General features: G+C 49.0%; 10 protein-coding genes and 1 pseudogene. 8 read left to right on the plus strand and 3 right to left on the minus strand.

Translation table 11 applies throughout. From position 1 onward, the window contains the following. The first annotated feature begins 10 nt into the window (after positions 1–10). From EV202_RS07700 to EV202_RS07735, 8 genes are all read left to right on the plus strand, one after another. Positions 11–1,795, plus strand: a complete 1,785-nt coding sequence (locus EV202_RS07700) for a RagB/SusD family nutrient uptake outer membrane protein (RefSeq protein WP_131926505.1) — start codon at positions 11–13, stop codon at positions 1,793–1,795. 95 nt (positions 1,796–1,890) lie between these two features. Next, on the plus strand, positions 1,891–4,023 hold the full coding sequence (locus EV202_RS07705) for a glycoside hydrolase family 32 protein (protein ID WP_131926507.1): 2,133 nt from the start codon (positions 1,891–1,893) through the stop codon (positions 4,021–4,023). Between the two features lie 184 nt (positions 4,024–4,207). Further along, positions 4,208–6,040 (plus strand): DUF4980 domain-containing protein, encoded by a 1,833-nt coding sequence (locus EV202_RS07710; protein WP_234878259.1) that lies wholly within the window; start codon positions 4,208–4,210, stop codon positions 6,038–6,040. 16 nt (positions 6,041–6,056) lie between these two features. Then, the gene (locus EV202_RS07715; RefSeq protein ID WP_131926511.1) at positions 6,057–7,220 is read left to right on the plus strand and encodes an MFS transporter; all 1,164 of its coding nucleotides are present in this window, start codon (positions 6,057–6,059) and stop codon (positions 7,218–7,220) included. Between the two features lie 184 nt (positions 7,221–7,404). After that, positions 7,405–8,292 (plus strand): carbohydrate kinase family protein, encoded by an 888-nt coding sequence (locus tag EV202_RS07720; protein ID WP_131926512.1) that lies wholly within the window; start codon positions 7,405–7,407, stop codon positions 8,290–8,292. Between the two features lie 132 nt (positions 8,293–8,424). After that, entirely contained in the window at positions 8,425–11,178 is a 2,754-nt protein-coding gene (locus tag EV202_RS07725; protein ID WP_131926514.1) for a substrate-binding domain-containing protein, read from the plus strand. Between the two features lie 311 nt (positions 11,179–11,489). Next, entirely contained in the window at positions 11,490–14,780 is a 3,291-nt protein-coding gene (locus EV202_RS07730; RefSeq protein WP_131926516.1) for a SusC/RagA family TonB-linked outer membrane protein, read from the plus strand. A gap of 49 nt (positions 14,781–14,829) precedes the next feature. Beyond that, positions 14,830–16,395 carry a RagB/SusD family nutrient uptake outer membrane protein gene (locus EV202_RS07735; protein WP_131926518.1) on the plus strand — a complete coding sequence of 522 codons (1,566 nt, stop codon included), beginning with the start codon at positions 14,830–14,832 and terminating at the stop codon, positions 16,393–16,395. Positions 16,396–16,410: 15 nt separating this feature from the next. Here EV202_RS07735 and EV202_RS07740 read toward each other — a convergent pair whose 3' ends face one another. The 3 genes and pseudogenes from EV202_RS07740 to EV202_RS15035 all read right to left on the minus strand — a co-directional run. Then, a complete protein-coding gene (locus EV202_RS07740) occupies positions 16,411–16,692 on the minus strand; it encodes a hypothetical protein (protein ID WP_131926519.1) in 282 nt (93 codons plus the stop codon). 214 nt (positions 16,693–16,906) lie between these two features. After that, the gene (locus EV202_RS07745; RefSeq protein ID WP_131926521.1) at positions 16,907–17,434 is read right to left on the minus strand and encodes an HU family DNA-binding protein; all 528 of its coding nucleotides are present in this window, start codon (positions 17,432–17,434) and stop codon (positions 16,907–16,909) included. Positions 17,435–17,762: 328 nt separating this feature from the next. Continuing rightward, positions 17,763–19,342, minus strand: a pseudogene (locus EV202_RS15035) (fimbrillin family protein); the annotation flags it as partial.

The following is a 19,342-nucleotide window of genomic DNA, read 5'->3' on the forward strand; positions in this document are numbered from 1 at the left end:
CTATACTATTATGAAATTGAAATATTTATATATACTTGGTGCTGCTGCGCTGATGAATGCAGGCTGTAACGAAGATAGTTTTCTGGACTTGAAGCCTCAAGGCAGCTTAAGCGAAGCTATAATGACCTCAACGGAGGGAGCCGATTTGCTTGTGAATGCTGCATATGCGGCCTTAGGCGGTCCGGAGGGACAAAGCTGGAGTGTGTGGTGTCATCCTACTTCCAACTGGACTTATGGTGAAGTTCGTTCGGATAATGCCTATAAAGGCGGTGGCGGTGTTGGCGACCTTAACGAAGTGCACCGCATGGAGACGTTCGATATGGATGCAACCAATGGATTCTTGGATAGTAAATGGTATCATCTGTATTGCAGTGTGCAGCGTTGCAACTCTGCCTTGCGTGTGTTGAATAGCGCAACGGATGAACAAGTGAGCGGTCGTGCGTCTCGTATTGCCGAGATGAAAGTGCTTCGTGCCCATTATTACTTTGAATTGAGCCGCCTTTTCAACAAGATTCCTTATTTTGATGAGAACGTCGAGCTTACCCGTTATCCCGATATCCCGAACAATGAGTTTACCCGTGACGAGGTTTTGGGTAAGTTGGCCAAAGAGATGCTTGATGCTGCGGAGCAGCTCCCTGAGTCTCAGCCCGAAGTAGGACGTATTCATAAATATATTGCTTTGGCATATGCAGCCAAGATAAAGCTATATCGGGCCTACCAACAGGACGAGGCTTCGCATGCCGTAACTTCTATTAATAAGGATTTACTGAAAGAGGTGGTGTCGCTTTGCGATCGGGTTACAGCCAGCAACCGTTACGGTTTGCTTAACGACTTTCAGGGTTTGGACCTTGTAGCCAATGAAAACGGTAAAGAGTCTGTTTTTGCCATCCAGTATTCCATGAATGATGGAACAGAAAATGCCGGACGCATCAACTGGAGTAATTTGTTGAATTCTCCGGGCGGAGGCAGCCCTTATGGCGGCGACGGTTTCTTCTTGCCCAGCCAAGACCTGATTAACGCTTACCAAACGGATGCGGCAGGTTTGCCCGATTTTAATTATCAATCGAAGGCCGACTATAGTTGGGCTGTGTTGAATAATGGTGTTTACACGCTGGAGAATACTACCCCCAATGTCGACCCGCGTCTTGATTTTGTGGTAGGCCGTCCCAATATCACATGGAAAACATATTCTGAAAAGCCATGCGAGGGATGGGTGCGCGACAAAGAAACCTATGGTTACAATTGTGCTAAGCGTTTCTGGGTTTCTCCCGAGAGTAGCGATATGTTTAACGGTTGGCCTTGGGGTGCTTCGCAGTTGAATTGGCAAATTATACGTTATGCGGATATTCTTCTCTGGAAGGCCGAGGCGCTTATCGAACTCAATGAAGGCGATGGTCTTGAAGTTGCACGTGGGTTGATTAATCAAATTCGCAATCGTGCCCGTAACAGTGTATATGTGAAAGACTTCAACGACCGCAGCAAGAATGCGGCCAATTACCTCGTCAATCCTTATCCTGCCGATGGCTGGAATCAGGAGTATGCCCGTCAGGCTCTGCGTCGTGAGGTGCGTCTTGAAAAGGCTTTGGAGGGAGAACGCTTTTTTGATTTGGTTCGTTGGGGAATAGCGGAAACCGTCATGAATAAATATATTGCGGCGGAAGCAGATAAACGCATTTATTATGTCAATGCGCGTTTCTCGGGAGGAAAAGACGAATATTATCCTGTGCCGAACAATCAGTATGGTTTTTCAGGAGGCAAATATGTACAAAATCCGGGTTATGCTCCGTTCAACTGATAATATTTCCGTTCAACTGATAATATTTGAAAATAGAAACGTAAGGAGAGGGGGAAGGTTTGTTTCCCCTTCTTCCTTTAAAACAATCTTTTATTATGAAACGCTTCATCTCTATATTAGGCTGTTTATTGCTTTCTTTGAACGTAGCCTTTGCCCAAAAGGTATGGTCGTTTGACGGACAAAAACCATTACTTTCCACTGACGGCAAATCACTGCTGAATTTATACACCATAAAACAAATACCGGAATTTGTTGCCGGAGTTGAAGGTAAAGCTCTTCGTACGGATGGATATTCTACTTGGATGGATACTGTTATGGAGAGGGATTTCTCGTTATTGTCCGGATGGTTTGCTTTGGAATCTTACCCGACGGATACTGCTGCCTTTATGGGAATCAGGGATATGGCCGGAACATCCGTAGCAATATGTGTGGATCGTTATGGAGGCTTATTGTTGGGAATGGGACAGAATGGCGCATACTTTTATCATTCATTAAAGGCAAAGGTCGACCGTTTCGAGTGGTTGCATTTGGTGCTTGATTTGGAGAATAAGTCGGTCTTTCTGAATGGACAGAGGATGAATGCAGAGTTATGGTCTTTGAATTTGCAGAATGGAGAAATGGCACTTCGAATAGGCAAGGATTTCAGGGAAAAGAAAGTTGGGATGTATGATGTTACAGCTATTAACGGGTTGATTGATGGCATAAGCCTCATCCCGTTTTCCAATGATTTGTCTGTATGGAAGGATGATATTGCTTCAGGACTAAAGAAGACTCCGGTCTTAGCCATTCCTGAGACTCGTTTTGCAGGAGATTTCAATCGTCCTCGCTATCATCTGTTGCCAGCTGCCAATTGGACGAATGAGACTCATGGTTTATTTTATTATAGAGGCAAATATCACATCTTTAACCAAAAGAATGCTTCGTCAATCTTTTTGGGGCAGATAAATTGGGGACATTTCAGCAGTCCCGATCTGATTTATTGGACCGAAGAACAACCGGCTTTGACTCCTGATACTGCTTATGATAAAAATGGAATATGGTCCGGGCATGCTGTAATCAATGACGATGGCATTCCACAGCTTATATATACAGCCGGCGGAGATAAGATGGGAGTGGGGATTGCTTTCCCAAAAGATACTGCATTGATAGAATGGGAGAAGTATGCGGGCAATCCGGTCATTGCCGAGAAGCCAGCCGAATATACCCGCACGGATATGCGCGACCAATATGTCTGGAAAGAGAGGGATGTGTGGTATATGATTATTGGTTTCGGTATTGGAAAGGCTGATATGCCTCATGGAGCTTTGCTGCTTTATAAATCGGCAGACCTGAAGAAATGGAATTTTGTACATTTATTGTTCGAGGGTAATCCGGGAATGGACGAATCCGGCATATTCTGGGAAATGCCGGTCTTTAAGAAGATGGGCGACAAATATGTGCTTTTGGTGAATAGAGTTCCTCATAATGGCATACCTGCACGTTGTCAATATTGGATAGGAGACTTTAAGAATGAGAAATTTGTACCGGACAATCCGATTCCTCAAAATCTGGAAGTAATCAATCGTTTACTGTCTCCCTCTGTTGTTGAGACTCCGGAAGGGGATGTCGCTGCCATTGCCATTATACCCGATGAAATAGGAGAAAAAGTCACTTATGAGCAAGGCTGGGCACATCTTTACAGCATCCCCAGAAAATGGCTGCTGAAGGATGGGAAATTCTGCCAGACGCCCCATCCCGTGGCGAAACGATTGCGTGAAGAGCAGACTGTTTATGCTAAACGGGCATTGACATCTGCAAAACCGTGTATTGTGAGCAGAGGGGAGCATCAGCTTGAAATCAAAGCCACTTTTTATCCCGGTGATGCAAAACGTTTTGGATTTACATTGTGCAAAAATCCGGATAATAGTGAATACAGCATGATTTATTATGATGTGGAAAAGCGAGAGCTTGTTGTGGATCAGACGCACTCTTCCTTGCGTGCACATATTCCTTTGAAGATTCGTAAGGATCATTATCGGTTGGATACAACTAAACCGGTGGAGATTCGATTGTTTATTGACGGTTCTGTGGTGGAAGGGTTTATTAATGACGAGGATGCATTTACTACAAGAATCTTTCCTCTGAAAGAAAACAGTACGCTATTGGAACTATTTTCTGATGGAAATACAACGGAAGTGGCGGCCGATGTATGGAAACTGAAAGATGCAAAAGTGAAAATGAATTTTTAATGAAAATACGAAAGATGAAGATGCCAACTATATTAAAGTGAGTTCTAATCTATATCTATTAGACTCAATGTAACATTTGTAATATGCTTTGAAACAAAAAAGATAGTTCGTAATTACTCAAGGTCGTATCTTTGCGGCAGATGAAAAACATAAAACCATGAATAAACATAAAACAGTAATCTATATGAACGTAAAAAGAAATCCGGCCGTGTTGCTTCTCTTGCTTTGGATAAGCATTGGATTTTGTGCGGCGCAAAATCAAGAAGGGCTGAAAGTCCATTATCTGGGTGCTAACCATAGTCTGATACAAGTAGTTTCTCCTAAGAAATTCCTTTTGCTGCCCGTTGAAGAGGCGGCTCCCGAAGCAACCGTTCATGTGCTTGTGAATAATAAGGCAGAGCGGACGTTTACCGTCAGGCTGGCAATGAATCGTGCAGACTATCTGGTTCCTTTTGACTTGGAACAATACAAGGGGAAAGCCGTCTCTTTTGACATTCATACAGGAAACAGCCGTGCGAATGTGCGAGACGCTATGGAGGATGTTTGCTGGAACGACATCAAGCTGGCTGATATTTTTGATACTGCCAATCGTGAAGAATTTCGCCCTCTTTATCACCACACGCCACTTTACGGTTGGATGAACGATCCTAACGGGATGTTCTACAAGGACGGGGAGTATCATCTTTATTACCAGTATAACCCTTACGGCTCCATGTGGGGGAATATGAATTGGGGACATTCTTCCAGCAAGGACTTGATACATTGGGAGCATCATCCGGTGGCCATAGAACCGAATGGGCTGGGGACGGTGTTCAGTGGAAGCAGTGTGGTGGATAAGGAAAATACCGCCGGCTTTGGGAAAGATGCGGTCATAGCCATCTATACTTCGGCGGGTGCGAGCCAAATTCAAAGTCTGGCTTATAGCCGGGACAACGGAAAAACCTTCCAATCCTATGAGGGCAATCCTATCATTACGTCCGACAAAGAATGTCGCGACCCGAACATGTTCTGGCATGCCGAAAGCCGTAAGTGGGTTCTTATCCTTGCCGCCGCTTTGGAGAAAGAGATGTGGATTTATACTTCCGATAATCTGAAGGAGTGGACCAAGGAGAGTGTTTTCGGGAAAGGATATGGTGCGCAGGACGGAGTTTGGGAATGTCCCGACCTGATGCAACTTCCCGTTCGGGGCACGGATGAGAAAAGATGGGTACTTATCTGCAACATCAATCCCGGAGGACTTTTCGGCGGTAGTGCGGCACAATATTTTGTGGGCGATTTCGACGGAAAAACTTTCACGTGCGATACTAAGCCCGAAGTGACGAAGTGGATGGATTATGGGAAAGACCATTATGCCGCAGTGTCGTGGAGCAATGCTCCTGAAAATCGCCATACTGTCATTGCTTGGATGAGTAACTGGCAATATGCCAACAATGTGCCTACCAAGCAATATCGCAGCGCCAACTCTCTGCCGCGTGATCTGGAGCTTTATCGGGCCGAGGACGGCGAACTTTACTTGGCCACCGTTCCGGCGAAAGAAATCGAGGCTTTGCGCGGAGGAAAGACATTGAAGTATGGTGCATTCTCCGTGGGGAAAAAAGCGGCGGTTCGCAAACTGCCTGTCGACAATGCCGGTATCTGTGAGGTTGATTTGGAGTTTAGTGCACGCTTGGCCGGTAAGGTGATCATTGTGCTTGCCAACGAGGAAGGCGAACAGGTTGTCATGACGTACGATGCGATGAATAGAACCTTTGGCATGGATCGTTCCAAGAGTGGACTGACAGATTTCAGCAAAGACTTTCCGGCTGTGACCGTTGCCCCCGTTGCCGGCGGAGAGCAACAACGGTTGCGCTTCTTTGTAGACCGTTGCAGCATCGAGGTTTTCGAGGGGAGCGGCCGGTTTGCCATGACAAACTTGGTATTTCCGAAGCGCCCTTACACCAAAATCTGCATTTCTACCGACGGGGGACATTGCCGGGTAAACAAGCTGACCGTCTATCCACTGAATATGAACAATTAACTTTTTATTAATAGCTATGAATAATAAGAATTCTTCATTGGCAAAGCTGTTGCCCATCATGCTTTGCTTCTTTGCCATGGGCTTTGTAGACTTGGTGGGCATTGCTTCCAACTACGTAAAGGCCGATTTGGGGCTGACCGATGCGCAGGCCAACATATTCCCCTCTCTGGTTTTCTTCTGGTTTCTCATTTTCTCCGTACCCACGGGGATGCTGATGAACCGTATCGGACGGAAAAAGACGGTATTGTTGAGCCTGTTCGTGACTTTTGCTTCGCTGCTTCTTCCGGTTTTCGGAGACGGGTATGTGCTGATGCTGCTTTCGTTTTCATTGCTGGGCATCGGCAATGCGCTGATGCAGACATCGCTCAATCCGTTGCTTTCCAATATCGTCAGTGGCGAAAGATTGGCAAGTTCGCTGACTTTCGGGCAGTTTGTCAAGGCTATCGCTTCGTTTCTTGCTCCTTACATTGCCATGTGGGGAGCTACGCAAACCATACCGTCGCTGGGTATGGGGTGGAGGATACTGTTTCCCATCTATATGGTCGTTGCGGTGATTGCCATCTTTTGGCTGGGCGCTACTTCCATTCAGGAAGAAAAGGAAGAAGGACGTCCGTCTACTTTCGGCGAATGCCTCGCTTTGCTGGGCAAGCCGTTCATTCTGCTCTGCTTTCTGGGCATCATGTGCCATGTGGGCATCGATGTGGGCACCAATACAACGGCTCCCAAGATTCTGATGGAGCGTTTGGGGATGACCTTATCTGATGCCGGCTTTGCCACCAGCCTTTATTTCATTTTCCGTACGGCGGGATGTCTTTTGGGAGCTGTCGTCTTGCAGAAGGTGGCTTCTAAACCATTCTTTGCAGTCAGTGTGTTGTGCATGTTGGCAGCTATGGCTGGGCTGTTTGTCTTCCATGAAAAAACAATGATTTACGTGTGCATTGCCCTCATCGGCTTTGGCAACTCGAATATCTTCCCGATTATTTTCTCGCAGGCATTGCTTGCCATGCCGCAGAAGAAGAACGAGGTATCCGGGCTGATGATTATGGGGCTCTTCGGCGGCACGGTCTTTCCCATAGCCATGGGATTGGCAAGCGATGCCGTGGGACAAAGTGGGGCGGTAGCTGTAATGACAATCGGTGTATTGTATTTATTTTTCTACATGCTGAAGATGAAACGCTGACATTGTTCGATGCAGCGTCAGGATATGTTCTGAGAGGGGGGTATCTAAGTATACGACTGAGGTACCCTAAGTATACGACTTAGACCCCCTAAGTATACTACTTAGCTACCCTCGATTTAGGATTGATTCCGCCACTCTCTTGAAAAGGATTGCAGAAAGTCTAATTTATTAAAGAATAATTACCATGAATGAAATTATCGTAGGAATGGGAGAGGCTTTGTGGGACTGCCTTCCCGAAGGAAAGAAGATAGGCGGTGCTCCGGCCAATTTTGCTTATCATGTATCGCAGTTCGGTTTCGACAGTCGCGTGGTCAGTGCCGTAGGCGCCGATGCAGACGGAGATGAGATCTTGAAAGTTTTTGCTCAAAAAGGGCTGCGTACCCAGATAGAGCGGGTGCCTTATCCTACGGGCACGGTTCAGGTGACGCTCGATGCCGTGGGCGTGCCTTGTTATGAAATAAAAGAGGGCGTGGCTTGGGATAATATTCCTTTCACTGAGGAGTTGAAGCGTTTGGCATTGAGCACCCGTGCGGTATGCTTCGGCTCTTTGGCGCAACGCAGCGTGGTGAGCCGCACCACCATCAACCGTTTTCTGGATGCCATGCCCGATATGGACGGACACCTGAAGATATTCGACGTCAACCTGCGTCAGGGATTCTATACGAAGGAGATACTTTGCGAGTCCATGCGCCGTTGCAATGTGCTTAAGATAAACGATGAGGAATTGGTGACCGTCAGCCGTATCTTCGGCTATCCGGGCATCGACCTGCAAGACAAATGCTGGATTCTGCTGGCTAAATACAATCTGAAGATGTTGATTCTGACGTGCGGGACGAACGGGAGTTATGTGTTTACTCCGGGTGTCGTTTCTTTTCAGGAAACACCGAAAGTGACGGTTGCCGATACCGTGGGTGCCGGCGACTCGTTTACGGCTGCCTTCACTGCCGCCATACTGAGCGGAAAACAGGTGCCCGAAGCGCATAAGCTGGCGGTGGAGGTTTCGGCGTATGTGTGTACGCAAAGCGGTGCCATGCCGGAATTGCCGCAGATTTATAAGGAGAGGCTGGGTTAAGGCAATTGTGCTTGCAGGAGGAATAATCCTTGTGGCGGGAATAAAAAACTTTCGAGTGAATCCAAAACAGATTCTTGGTATCGGCTTTTTTTTTATCTTTGCTCATCTGCAATCTTAAATCGGACAATAAAGATGAGAAAGCATATCTTTCGGATTTTATTCCTTTGGGTCATTCTTGGAGGAGTGGCCACATCCTGTTCACGCCGCGAAGCGCGTTTCCGCATCGGCGTTTCGCAATGCAGCGACGACGAGTGGCGGAAGCAGATGAACAATGAGATTCTTCGCGAAGCCCGTTTCTATGACAACGTGGAGGTGGAGATACGTACTTCGAAAGACAATAATACTTGGCAGGAAGCGGATATCCGCCATTTCATTAATGGGAAGGTGGATTTGCTGATTGTTGCTCCCAATGAAGCCCGTTCCATTACGCCGGTCGTGGAGGAAGCCTACAATTGCGGGATTCCCGTCATATTGGTAGACCGCAAGATTTCCTCCGACAAATATACGGCATACGTCGGGGCCGACAACTATGCAATCGGCAAGGAGGTGGGAGCTTACATCGGCAATTTGCTGCATGGTGAGGGCACGGTGGTGGAAATCACGGGACTGTCGGGCTCCACCCCGGCCATCGAACGGCACGAAGGGTTTCTGGACGGCATCGCTGCTTATCCCGGCATCCGGTTGCTGGAAAGTGTGGACGGCGCTTGGTTGCATGGACAAGCAGGTGAGAAGATGGAGACCCTGCTCGATCGTTTTCTTCACGTCGATGCCGTTTTTGCCCAAAACGACCGTATGGCCTCCGGGGCTTATGAAGCCGCCCGCCGCCGGCATCGTGCAGAGGAGATGCGTTTCATCGGTATCGATGCCTTGCCCGGCGAGCACTATGGGCTGGAAGATATTCTGGCCGGCAGGCTGACGGCTTCTTTCATTTATCCCACGGGGGGCGACCGGGTTGTACAGATTGCCATGGATATATTGCAAGGGAAGGAGTTTCCCCGTGAGACGATATTGGGAACGTCCATTGTAGATGCTTCCAATGCGGCTGTCATGAAAATGCAGACGGCGCACATCAGCACGTTGGACGGAAAGATAGAGATGCTGAATGGTGAGATAAGTCGCTTTCTGGCTCTCTATGCCACACAGCGGGTGGTTCTGTACGGCAGTCTGGCGGCTCTCCTCTTGCTGGTAGGTTTGTTGGTAATGGTTTATCTTGCTTTGCGTGCTAAGAGTAGGATGAACCGTGAATTGTCCACACAGAAAACGAAGCTGGAGGAGCAGAGAACCCGGTTGATACAACAGAAAGAACAACTGGAAATGCAGAAGTCGCAATTGGAACAGCTTTCTCGCGAGCTGGAAGAGGCCACGCATGCCAAGTTGGTTTTCTTTACGAACGTTTCACACGACTTCCGCACTCCGTTGACTTTGATTGCCGACCCCATAGATCAACTCTTGGCCGATTGTTCCATCAGCGAACCGTCGCGCCGCCTTCTGGAGTTGATGAAGAAGAACGTGCACATATTGCTGAGGCTGGTGAACCAGATACTTGATTTCCGTAAGGTTGAAAACGGGCGCATGGAGCTTCATCTCGAACCTTTTGATTTGCTGACGGCTTTTCGTGGGTGGAACGACTCGTTCCGCATGGCATTGTTGAAGAAACATATCGCTTTCAGCTTTGAGGCATCTCCTGATGTCGATTTCCGGATGATGGCGGATGCGGAGAAGATGGAGCGTATCTATTTCAATCTCTTCTCCAACGCAGTGAAGTATACGCCGGAGAATGGAAAGATTGTCATACGCTTGTCTGCTGTGGAGCAGAATTACAATTTGTCCGTATTCAATTCGGGGAGCTACATCTCGTCGTCCGATTTGGAGGCCATATTCGAACGTTTTTATCAGGTAGGCGGACATCAGGCCGGCACCGGCATCGGGCTTGCACTGGTGCATGCCTTCGTCGGGATGCATGGCGGAAGCATCGCTGCGCATAGTGATGAAAAAGGTACTACGTTCACTGTCACGCTTTCCCGGCCAACCATCTCCGATTATCGTCCTGCTACGGCGCCCGTGCCTGCCGAGGAGGCTGCATCGACTTTGATGGATGCGGAAGTGGCAGTGGCAGACGAACCGATCGAGGCCGATACTCCTGTTGTGCTCATCATTGACGACAATGCGGATATTCGTGGTTATGTAAGGTCGTTATTGTCCAAGGAATATAGAGTGCTGGAAGCGGCGGATGGAGCTGAAGGAATCCGTCTGGCCATGAAGTATGTGCCCGATGTTGTTGTTTCGGACGTCATGATGCCCGGCATGGACGGTGTGGAGTGTTGTCGCCGTTTGAAGAGCGAAATGCAGACATGCCACATCCCGGTGATTCTGCTCACGGCCTGCTCGCTGGATGAGCAGCGCATCCGGGGATATGACGGTGGTGCCGATGCTTATATTTCCAAGCCGTTCAACTCTCAGTTGCTGTTGTCGCGTATCCATAATTTGATAGCCAACAGGCGTCAGTTAAAGCAGTTTTTCGGAGATAACCGCTCTGTTGAGCGTGAAGCTGTCAGCGATATGGATAAGGATTTCGTTTCCCGCTTCAGGACATTAGTGGAGGAACGAATGAAAGACTCAGAACTCAATGTGGAGGACTTGGGGCGTGAGATGGGCATGAGCCGCGTGCAGCTTTACCGTAAGTTGAAGTCGCTCACCAATTATTCGCCCAACGAGTTGTTGCGCCGGATGAGGCTACTGAAAGCTGCTTCTTTGCTCGCTTCGTCTGAAATGACAGTGGCCGAAATAGGCTATGAGGTGGGATTCTCATCGCCGTCATACTTCACTAAGTGCTATAAGGAAGAGTTCGGCGAAAGCCCCACCGATTTCTTGAAGAGAAAGGGATAGGCTGCAAGGTGTAAAGTCTGTGGTAGAGATTTTTGGAGCGTATAGGGTGAATGACGGCCGCACTCTCTTTTTCTTATCTTTTGTGCAAACAGCTTCTTAAGCGCCTGTTTAAATTCTGCTCAAAATAATACTGGGGAACATTTAAACAGGTGCCTGGCTCTCGAGAGGTTATCTGCACCTTCACTTAACTGTTTTTTTACTTTTATTGTGGCTTTTATTGTTTATTTGAACAAGAGTATATAGTTTTGCAACCAATATGTCTTTGAGAATTAAATGTATGTGTTAATATAAATCTTAAAACGAAGGGAAGCATGAAGAAAAAGACACTGATGTTATTGGCTTGTTTTTTCCTGAGTATGGGATTGGCAATGGCTCAGACATCCAAAACATCCGGAATTGTTATTTCCGAGGAAGACGGCGAACCCGTAATCGGGGCATCCGTATCGGTAAAAGGAACATCGATGGGAGCCGTTACGAATGTGGACGGAGAGTTTGTGATTGACAAAATACCCGCTTCCGCCAAGGTGCTGGTCATATCCTATATCGGTATGAAAACGCAGGAGGTAGAGGTGAAGCCTTTTTTAAAGATTATATTGCAGAATGATGCCACGCAGCTGGATGAGGTGCTTGTGACGGTGGCCTACGGCAGTGCCAAGAAATCGTCGCTCACCGGAGCTATTTCTACAGTGAGCGAAAAAATGATCGAGGCGCGGCCTGTTTCTTCAGTGACGTCGGCTCTGGAAGGAAACACCGCCGGCATACAGGTGAACAGTACGATGGGAGCACCGGGCACAGATCCCGGCATCCGCATTCGCGGCATCGGCACCGTAAATGGAGTGAGTTCGCCGCTTTATGTGCTGGATGGAGCACCCTATGGAGGCAGTATATCGGACCTTAACCCGTCCGACATAGAGAACATCTCGGTGTTGAAGGATGCCGCTTCGGCCGCACTCTACGGCAACCGTGCATCGAATGGCGTTATCCTGATCACCACAAAGAAAGGAACAGGCGGAAAACTGAGCTTCGACCTTAAAATCAATCAGGGAACTTATACGCGCGGCATAAAGGAGTATAAACGTACCAACGCCAAACAATTCATGGAGGCTTTCTGGCAAAACGTGAAAAACAGCCAGATGAGTTCTGTCGGCATGAGTGCCGAAGATGCTGCCCGATATGCCAATGAAAAGCTGATTCCCGACTACCTTTATCTGAACATATTTAATAAAGCAGACAATGAACTGTTCGACAACAACGGAAGGCTGGCCGCAGGAACGGAAATTCTGCCGGGCTATGCGGGCGATCTCGATTGGTACGACCAGGCCACCCGCAGCGGCTACAGGCAAGAGTATATTTTCAGTGGAAGCGCCTCCAACGAGAAAGGTAACTACTATTTCTCTTTAGGCTATCTGGACGAAGAGGGATATGTGAGGAACTCGGACTTCGACCGCCTTTCTGCCCGCCTTTCGGTAAATATTTCTCCAAGAAAATGGTTTAATGCCGGACTGAACCTGAACGTGACGCATCAGAACTTTTCCAATACGAGCGGAACGAGCAGCGATGATGTGAATAAATTTACCAATGCATTCAGTTACTGTAGGAACATCGCGCCTATCTATCCTGTGCATCTGCATCGGGCCGACGGGGCTTATATGACCGACGAGAACGGAAACAAGCGGTACGACCCCGGACATTACAGCGTTTTGGGAGAAGATGGCAATGAGATACAATTTCCCACACGCAACCAGAATGTGGACAGGCACGTCATCTGGGAGAGCGAGCTGAACCGTGACAGGACCGTACGTAACACTATCAATGCCACCGCAAATATGGATTTGAAGTTCTTGAAAGATTTCACGTTTTCACTGAAAGGGAACATGGGATTAAGGAATTCGGATAATAAAACATACAACAGCGCCGTCATCGGAGATGGAAAGGATGTGGGACGCGGCAAGCGTATATCTAACAGATACAAGAACTATACTTTCCAGCAGCAGTTGCGTTGGCTCCACGATTTCGACGGACACACGGTCGATGTGCTGTTGGGGCATGAAAACTACTCCTACAACAGCGATTATCTGTATGGATATAAGATTAAAGAAACCTTTCCCGGCATGGACAATCTCTCCAACTTTGCGGAGCCTACAAGTCTGACAAGCTACGAGAACAACTATCGGACGGAAAGCTATCTGGGGCGGGTGCGCTACAATTGGCAGGACAAATATAATCTGGAAGCTTCTTTCCGGCGCGATGGCTCTTCGCGCTTCCATAAAAACAGCCGCTGGGGAAATTTCGGCAGTGTGGGGGCCAACTGGATGATTAGCCGCGAAGAATTCATGAAATCGTTGGCGTGGGTAAATAATCTCAAGCTACGGGCCAACTACGGGCAGGTGGGTAATGATTCCGGTTCGGGATATTATGCTTTCATGAACCTTTATACAAGTGCGGTATATCACGGGCAAGGTGCCTATTACCTCTCACAATTGGAGGCTGTCGATTTGAAATGGGAGACCGGCGAGGCTTTCGGATTTGCCTTGGAAGGAAGATTGTTCGGCCGCTGGAACCTGGCTCTGGAATATTTCGACAAGCGCAACAAGGACCTCATTTTCGATGTTTATCAGCCACTCTCGGCCGGTGCCACGAGTTCCGATTCTGCAGAGAGCGTCATCACTCAGAACCTGGGAACCATCTCTAACAGAGGATGGGAGTTTTCCACCGATGTGGACGTGTATCGCAACAAGAACTGGGCTGTGAATATAGGAACCAACGCCACATTTATCAGAAATCGGGTGATGAAACTGCCCGAGCAGAATAAGGACGGCATAGAGTCGGGGAGCTATAAAATAGTCAAAGGGAAAAGCCGTTATGAATTTTATACTTATACGTTCGAGGGAGTGGACAGGCTGACCGGAAACTCTCTGTATAAGCCGAATCTGGAGAACAACTTCCTGACCATGCCCGACGGAACCGTATTGGGCAACAAGCACGACGGAGCAACGGACATCACGCAGCACGTCACCGTCATTAATGGCAAACCTTACGTCAACAACATTACCTATGCCGGCAAAGAATTTCACGGCTCGGCGCTCCCCGTGGTCTATGGCAGTTTTCAAGGCAGTGTGAGTTATAAGTCGCTGGCTTTCTCCATGCTGTTTACTTATCAGCTGGGGGGCAAGATGATGGACGGGGTATACCAATCCTTGATGAGTTCTTCGGGAACTCCGAAAAACTATCATGTGGATGTGATGAAGGCGTGGAACGGTATCCCCGAGGGAATGACGGAAACGTCGTCCGACCGTATCGACAGAGATGGCATCCCGCAAATAAACTACGACCTCAATACGAACAACAACCGCATGTCCTCGCGTTTTCTTGTTTCTTCGGACTATTTGGTGCTGAAGAATATAAATCTGTCGTATCGGTTGCCCAAGGCCTGGGTGAAGAAGATTGATCTGCAGGATGTGGGAGTCAGCGTTACTTGTGAGAACCTTTTCACCCTTACGGCACGCCAAGGCATGAATCCGCAACAAACTTTCAGCGGTTCGCAAGGCAACTATCTGGTGACGCCGCGTGTATTCACCGTGGGGCTGAACATCAAGCTATGATGCACCGACCGATGAAAAAGAGTTTTTTTACCGTAAAACATTAAGAGATATGAAGCTTACAAATTATATATATATCATGGGCATGGCATTGGTGTGCGGCTCGTGTGCAAATGACTACTTGGATGTTGTTCCCGAAAGTTCTGCCGGGAAAGTGACTATTTTTGAATCTGCCGAGAATGCAAGGCTGGCCATCAATGGAATAGGACGCATGATGTATCGGCAGTATCTCAGTACACAGGGGTTCAATGGCGAAGGCGCCATAAAGACTTTCTATGGGAACTATCCGGGGAATGACTTTCAGAAAAGTAATCTCACCGGTTGGCAGACGTCTATCAACTCGGGGTATGTATTGAATAACACCATCCATCACGACTACTTCCCTTGGTTCTACTATTATAAATTGATAAGGAATGCCAATTCCGTTATCTTGAATATCGATGCGGCTACCGGTAAGGCTGCCGATAAGCAGTTTATTAAGGCACAAGCGCTTACCGTGCGCGCGTATGCCTACACGATGCTGTCGCAGCTCTATTGCAGCCGCTGGCAAGACAGCAACGATGGCGCCACCCGCGGTCTGCCGCTCCGTTTGGACGAAAGCACGGGCCGGCTTGCCCCTTCCACCCTGGCCCAAGTCTATTCCTGCATTTACAAAGATTTGGATGATGCCATCGCTTTATATACTTCGAGCAAACAAGACAGGAGTGACGTTTATACGCTCAATCTCGACGTTGCCCATTGTGTTTATGCCCGTGCCGCTTTGGTGCGCGAAGATTGGAAGACGGCATCGCAATATGCCTCGTTGGCGCGGAAGAACTATCCGTTGATGAGCGCCGACGAATATAAGAATAGCGGCTTCAACGCCCCTAACAAGGAGTGGATATGGTGCAGCGACGGTTCTAAGATTCAATCCCTTCACTATTATGGCTTTTTTGCTTATCAGGGCAGCAATTCCAATACAAGCAATTGCCGTACCCATCCCTGTGCCATCAGCAGGGAGTTGTACGAACAGATTCCCGAGACGGACATCCGTCGTGGCATGTTCCTTGCTCCGGCCAAGGGCGATGGCATAAAAGATTATTCTTTGCGTGTCACCAAAGGAGCGCTATACAATCGCGCCAAGAAAGAATATGGAGCCAAGTTGTATTCCACCTCTTACATCTTCCCTTATATGCAATTTAAGTTTCAGTGTGCCGAAGAGTATTATGGCTGCGGCGATGTCAATCATTTTCGGGCTTCGGAAATGTATCTGATAGAGGCCGAAGCCAATTGTCATCTCAACGAAGAGGCGAAGGTGCACAGCTTGCTGAAGGAACTGATTAAAGACAGTGGCCGCGACCCCGGATATGTTTCCTCCAAAAGCGGAGACGAACTGCTGGCGGAAGTCAGGCTCTATCGCCGCATAGAATTGTGGGGCGAGGGGTTCGACTGGTTCGATTATAAACGTTGGAAGTTGCCGAGGGTGCGTAAAACGTTTGACGAAGGGGGAAGCTTTAAGAGTAATTTTGCCGGAACTCTTCAGCCTTCGGACGCCAATGGCTGGACTTGGGTGTATCCTTACAAAGAGACTGCTTATAACGAGGCTTTCTCTACCGGCCCGGACATGAAAGAACAATAAGTTCCCTTTGTCTACTCATCGCCCACCGCTGATTACTGCTGCCGTCGCCTCCACCAACCGGTACTTGCGGCACACCTCGCGGATGATTTTCTGCGGGATGTCCGTCACCATCGGATGCTTCTGTCCATCTCTGCAAACCACGTGTCGGAAGGGCAGTTGCGGGTATATGGCGTGCAATATCAGGGCCGAGCGGTCGTAGGCCGTGGGCGATGCGCCCGTCATGTCGATGTTTATCAGGCAGCTCTTGCGGAATTCCGCCGCTTCCTGCATTCTTTTGCTGATTCGATAAGATTTCATGGATGGTAGTGAATTAGTGGGTGTCGTCAGGGTATAAGGATCGGAATTGAAGCATCGGCGGTATCGGTGCGGGGAAGAGGTTAAGGGCACGGGCCACATGGTCGTCATGAGTTCTCCTATTAAACGCGTCGTGTTTATTTCCCATATGGTTCCGTGCCCCATACCCTGATCCGGTGTTATTCTTTTCTTACGTCTGACCTCTTACGTCTAACGTCTAACCAAGCGGATTCTCTCCTTGGCCGCCCGAGCCCGTGCCACCACCCGTTCCACCGCTGCCGCCCGGTGCAGGTGTCGGCAGTCCTTTGGCTTTGCGGTAGTCCGCCAGCGAGGCGTAGCTTACTTTGTTTTCCAGCACGCCGCCATTCTCGAAACTCAAGCCTTGCAGCAATTTGTCTTTCAGTTCTTTGGCGGGTGTAAAGAGGATGCGGGGCGACTTGATCATCTTCTCCGGACGGAAGTCGTCTATCTTCTCCACCCCCTCGCTCTTGAAGGCAAGGCGGAATGTGCCCATGCCGGGCACGTTCACCGTATGGCCTTGCTGAAGCTGCTGCGGGATGAAGGCCGCCAGCAGTTCCATGGCGGCCTCCAGTTCGATGGGGGCCATCGTGGTGTTGCTTGTGGCGGCACGGGTCATGGCCTTCTGCGCCAAGGGTTTTGCACTGTTGGGCACGGCGTACCATTTTGCGGGTTCATTTTTCTTTTGCGGATGCTTTTTCTGTATAAGTTTATAACTTGCACTCATGATTATCTCTCTTTTTAATATTAGATATTTAGTTAAATAAGTTGTTTGTAGCGACCTCTTTACACAGTGCCACGCGCCTTTGGGGAGTCGTGCTCCGTGCCTTTGGGAAGTAGTGTTCCACGTCATTGGGAAGTCATGCTTCATGCCTTTGGGAAGTCGCACCGCACGCCTTTGGGAAGTCATAGGCACTGTCTTTGGGAAGTCGTTTCAGTGTCTTCTCAAAGACCACTTAATCGGGTGAACGGATGCCTTTCATAAATACGTGTTTTTAATCGGTTAATACTATGAATACGAAAGGTATGAAACCAACGCGGTCGCTTCGCTCCCTTTATTCTTGCGCCGGCCTCACCGCGAAGCCGTAGTTCCGACTGTGGTGGTTCTGCGGGACCACGTGGGCCGAGTAGAAGTACAGGTCCCACCCGTAGCTCACGCTGTGCGTCCCCGCCACCCATGAGCCGGCGTCTTTCCCCATGAAGCGGGGCACTGCGGAATCGTAGTACCGATAGCCCGTCGCAGGGATAAACACTGTCTCGGACTTGCTTGAGTTGCAATAGAAGTTCCAACCTTTATTCCAAGGTTGTTGTACATTGAACTCAGATGAGTCGCTCGTGATTTGGCCCGTTGTAGTGAAGCCGGTGTAGACATTGCTTGGCGGGAGACTGTATCCTGCGGGGCAAGGGTCGTAGATGGTCTTTACAACAGAGTTGTTGTTGGCGGAGTAGACGGTGTTGTTTGCACTCCAGAGATTGGTGTATTTACTGTCCATATTACTATCACTGAACGTGTTAGGCTGGGTGATACCGGAGGTGATGCAGGCATCATAGTATGGGAAGCTGCTTGTTGCAGGACGCTCGTTGGTGTGGGTTGCCCCCGATGCATCATACCAAGTCTTGTTGATGCTGTACGAGCTTCCGTTTGGATTTTCCAATACCCCCACGAACGGGTCTTTGCGTCCCCATTGGTAATAGGTACTGTTCCCAAGTGCTGTAATGGTATGCGCTTTCTGTTTCACTGTGATGGTTTGTGTCGCCGCCGGCGTGTATCCTGCCGTAGGCTTCTGCTTGAAGCGTACTTGCACAGTGCGTTCGACGTAGGTCGTCTCCTTTCCGTCACACCAACCGAGGTTGACGGTCATAAGCTTATACTTATAGCCCTGATAATTGGTGATTTCCTTGTCGGGCGTGGTTGTTCCCGTTGTTCCGGGCTTGTAGTCCGTCACCCAGATGTGCCAGCTCCACATAACGGTGTTCGAGGCGTCGCTCACCGCCACCACGGCGTTGCCTTGGTGAATGGTGGCCTGCCCTACGGTGAACTCGAGGAAGTGTCCGTCGGAAGAGAGGGCCACGTTCGTAACAAGGTTCGGCTCGTCCTGCCAGACAAGCGTGCAGTTATCGGGAGTGCAGTTTGCATTGTTGTAAATGTACGGGTCGGTAATAGCTGATCCACGGTGGTTGATAAAGGGACTCAATATATTGCTGCCACTTGCCCCGGCGATATATGCCGATGTATTCTTCCCCGTGCCGGGCACCTTGACGTAATCCACGGCGTTGCCATACACTAATGGCAGGCGGTATGTGCCCGATGCGTTGACAATGTAGCAGTTGGCCGTACGCATGGGTGCGGTTTTTCCCTGATAGTCGTGCGTGGAGAGGTCGTAGTTGGTCACTGGTGTTGCGTCCTTCAATGCTATAGTGTGCTTGTCGGATGCGTTCTGCGCCGCCACGGTGGCAGTATACGATGCTGCCGAAGTGCCTCCCTCCCCGTTTTCGGTAAAGGCCGTCAGCCACGCGGGTTTGTTTTTGTTCCAGACTATCCCGTCCTCGGAGAACTCCACCTCCCAGGGGATGGGCACGACCTTGTCCACCCCTCCGCCCGATACCGTGGCGTAGCTCTTTACCGTGTAGCTAT

The organism is Prevotella heparinolytica (genome assembly GCF_004342845.1).
GTDB lineage: Bacteria > Bacteroidota > Bacteroidia > Bacteroidales > Bacteroidaceae > Bacteroides > Bacteroides heparinolyticus.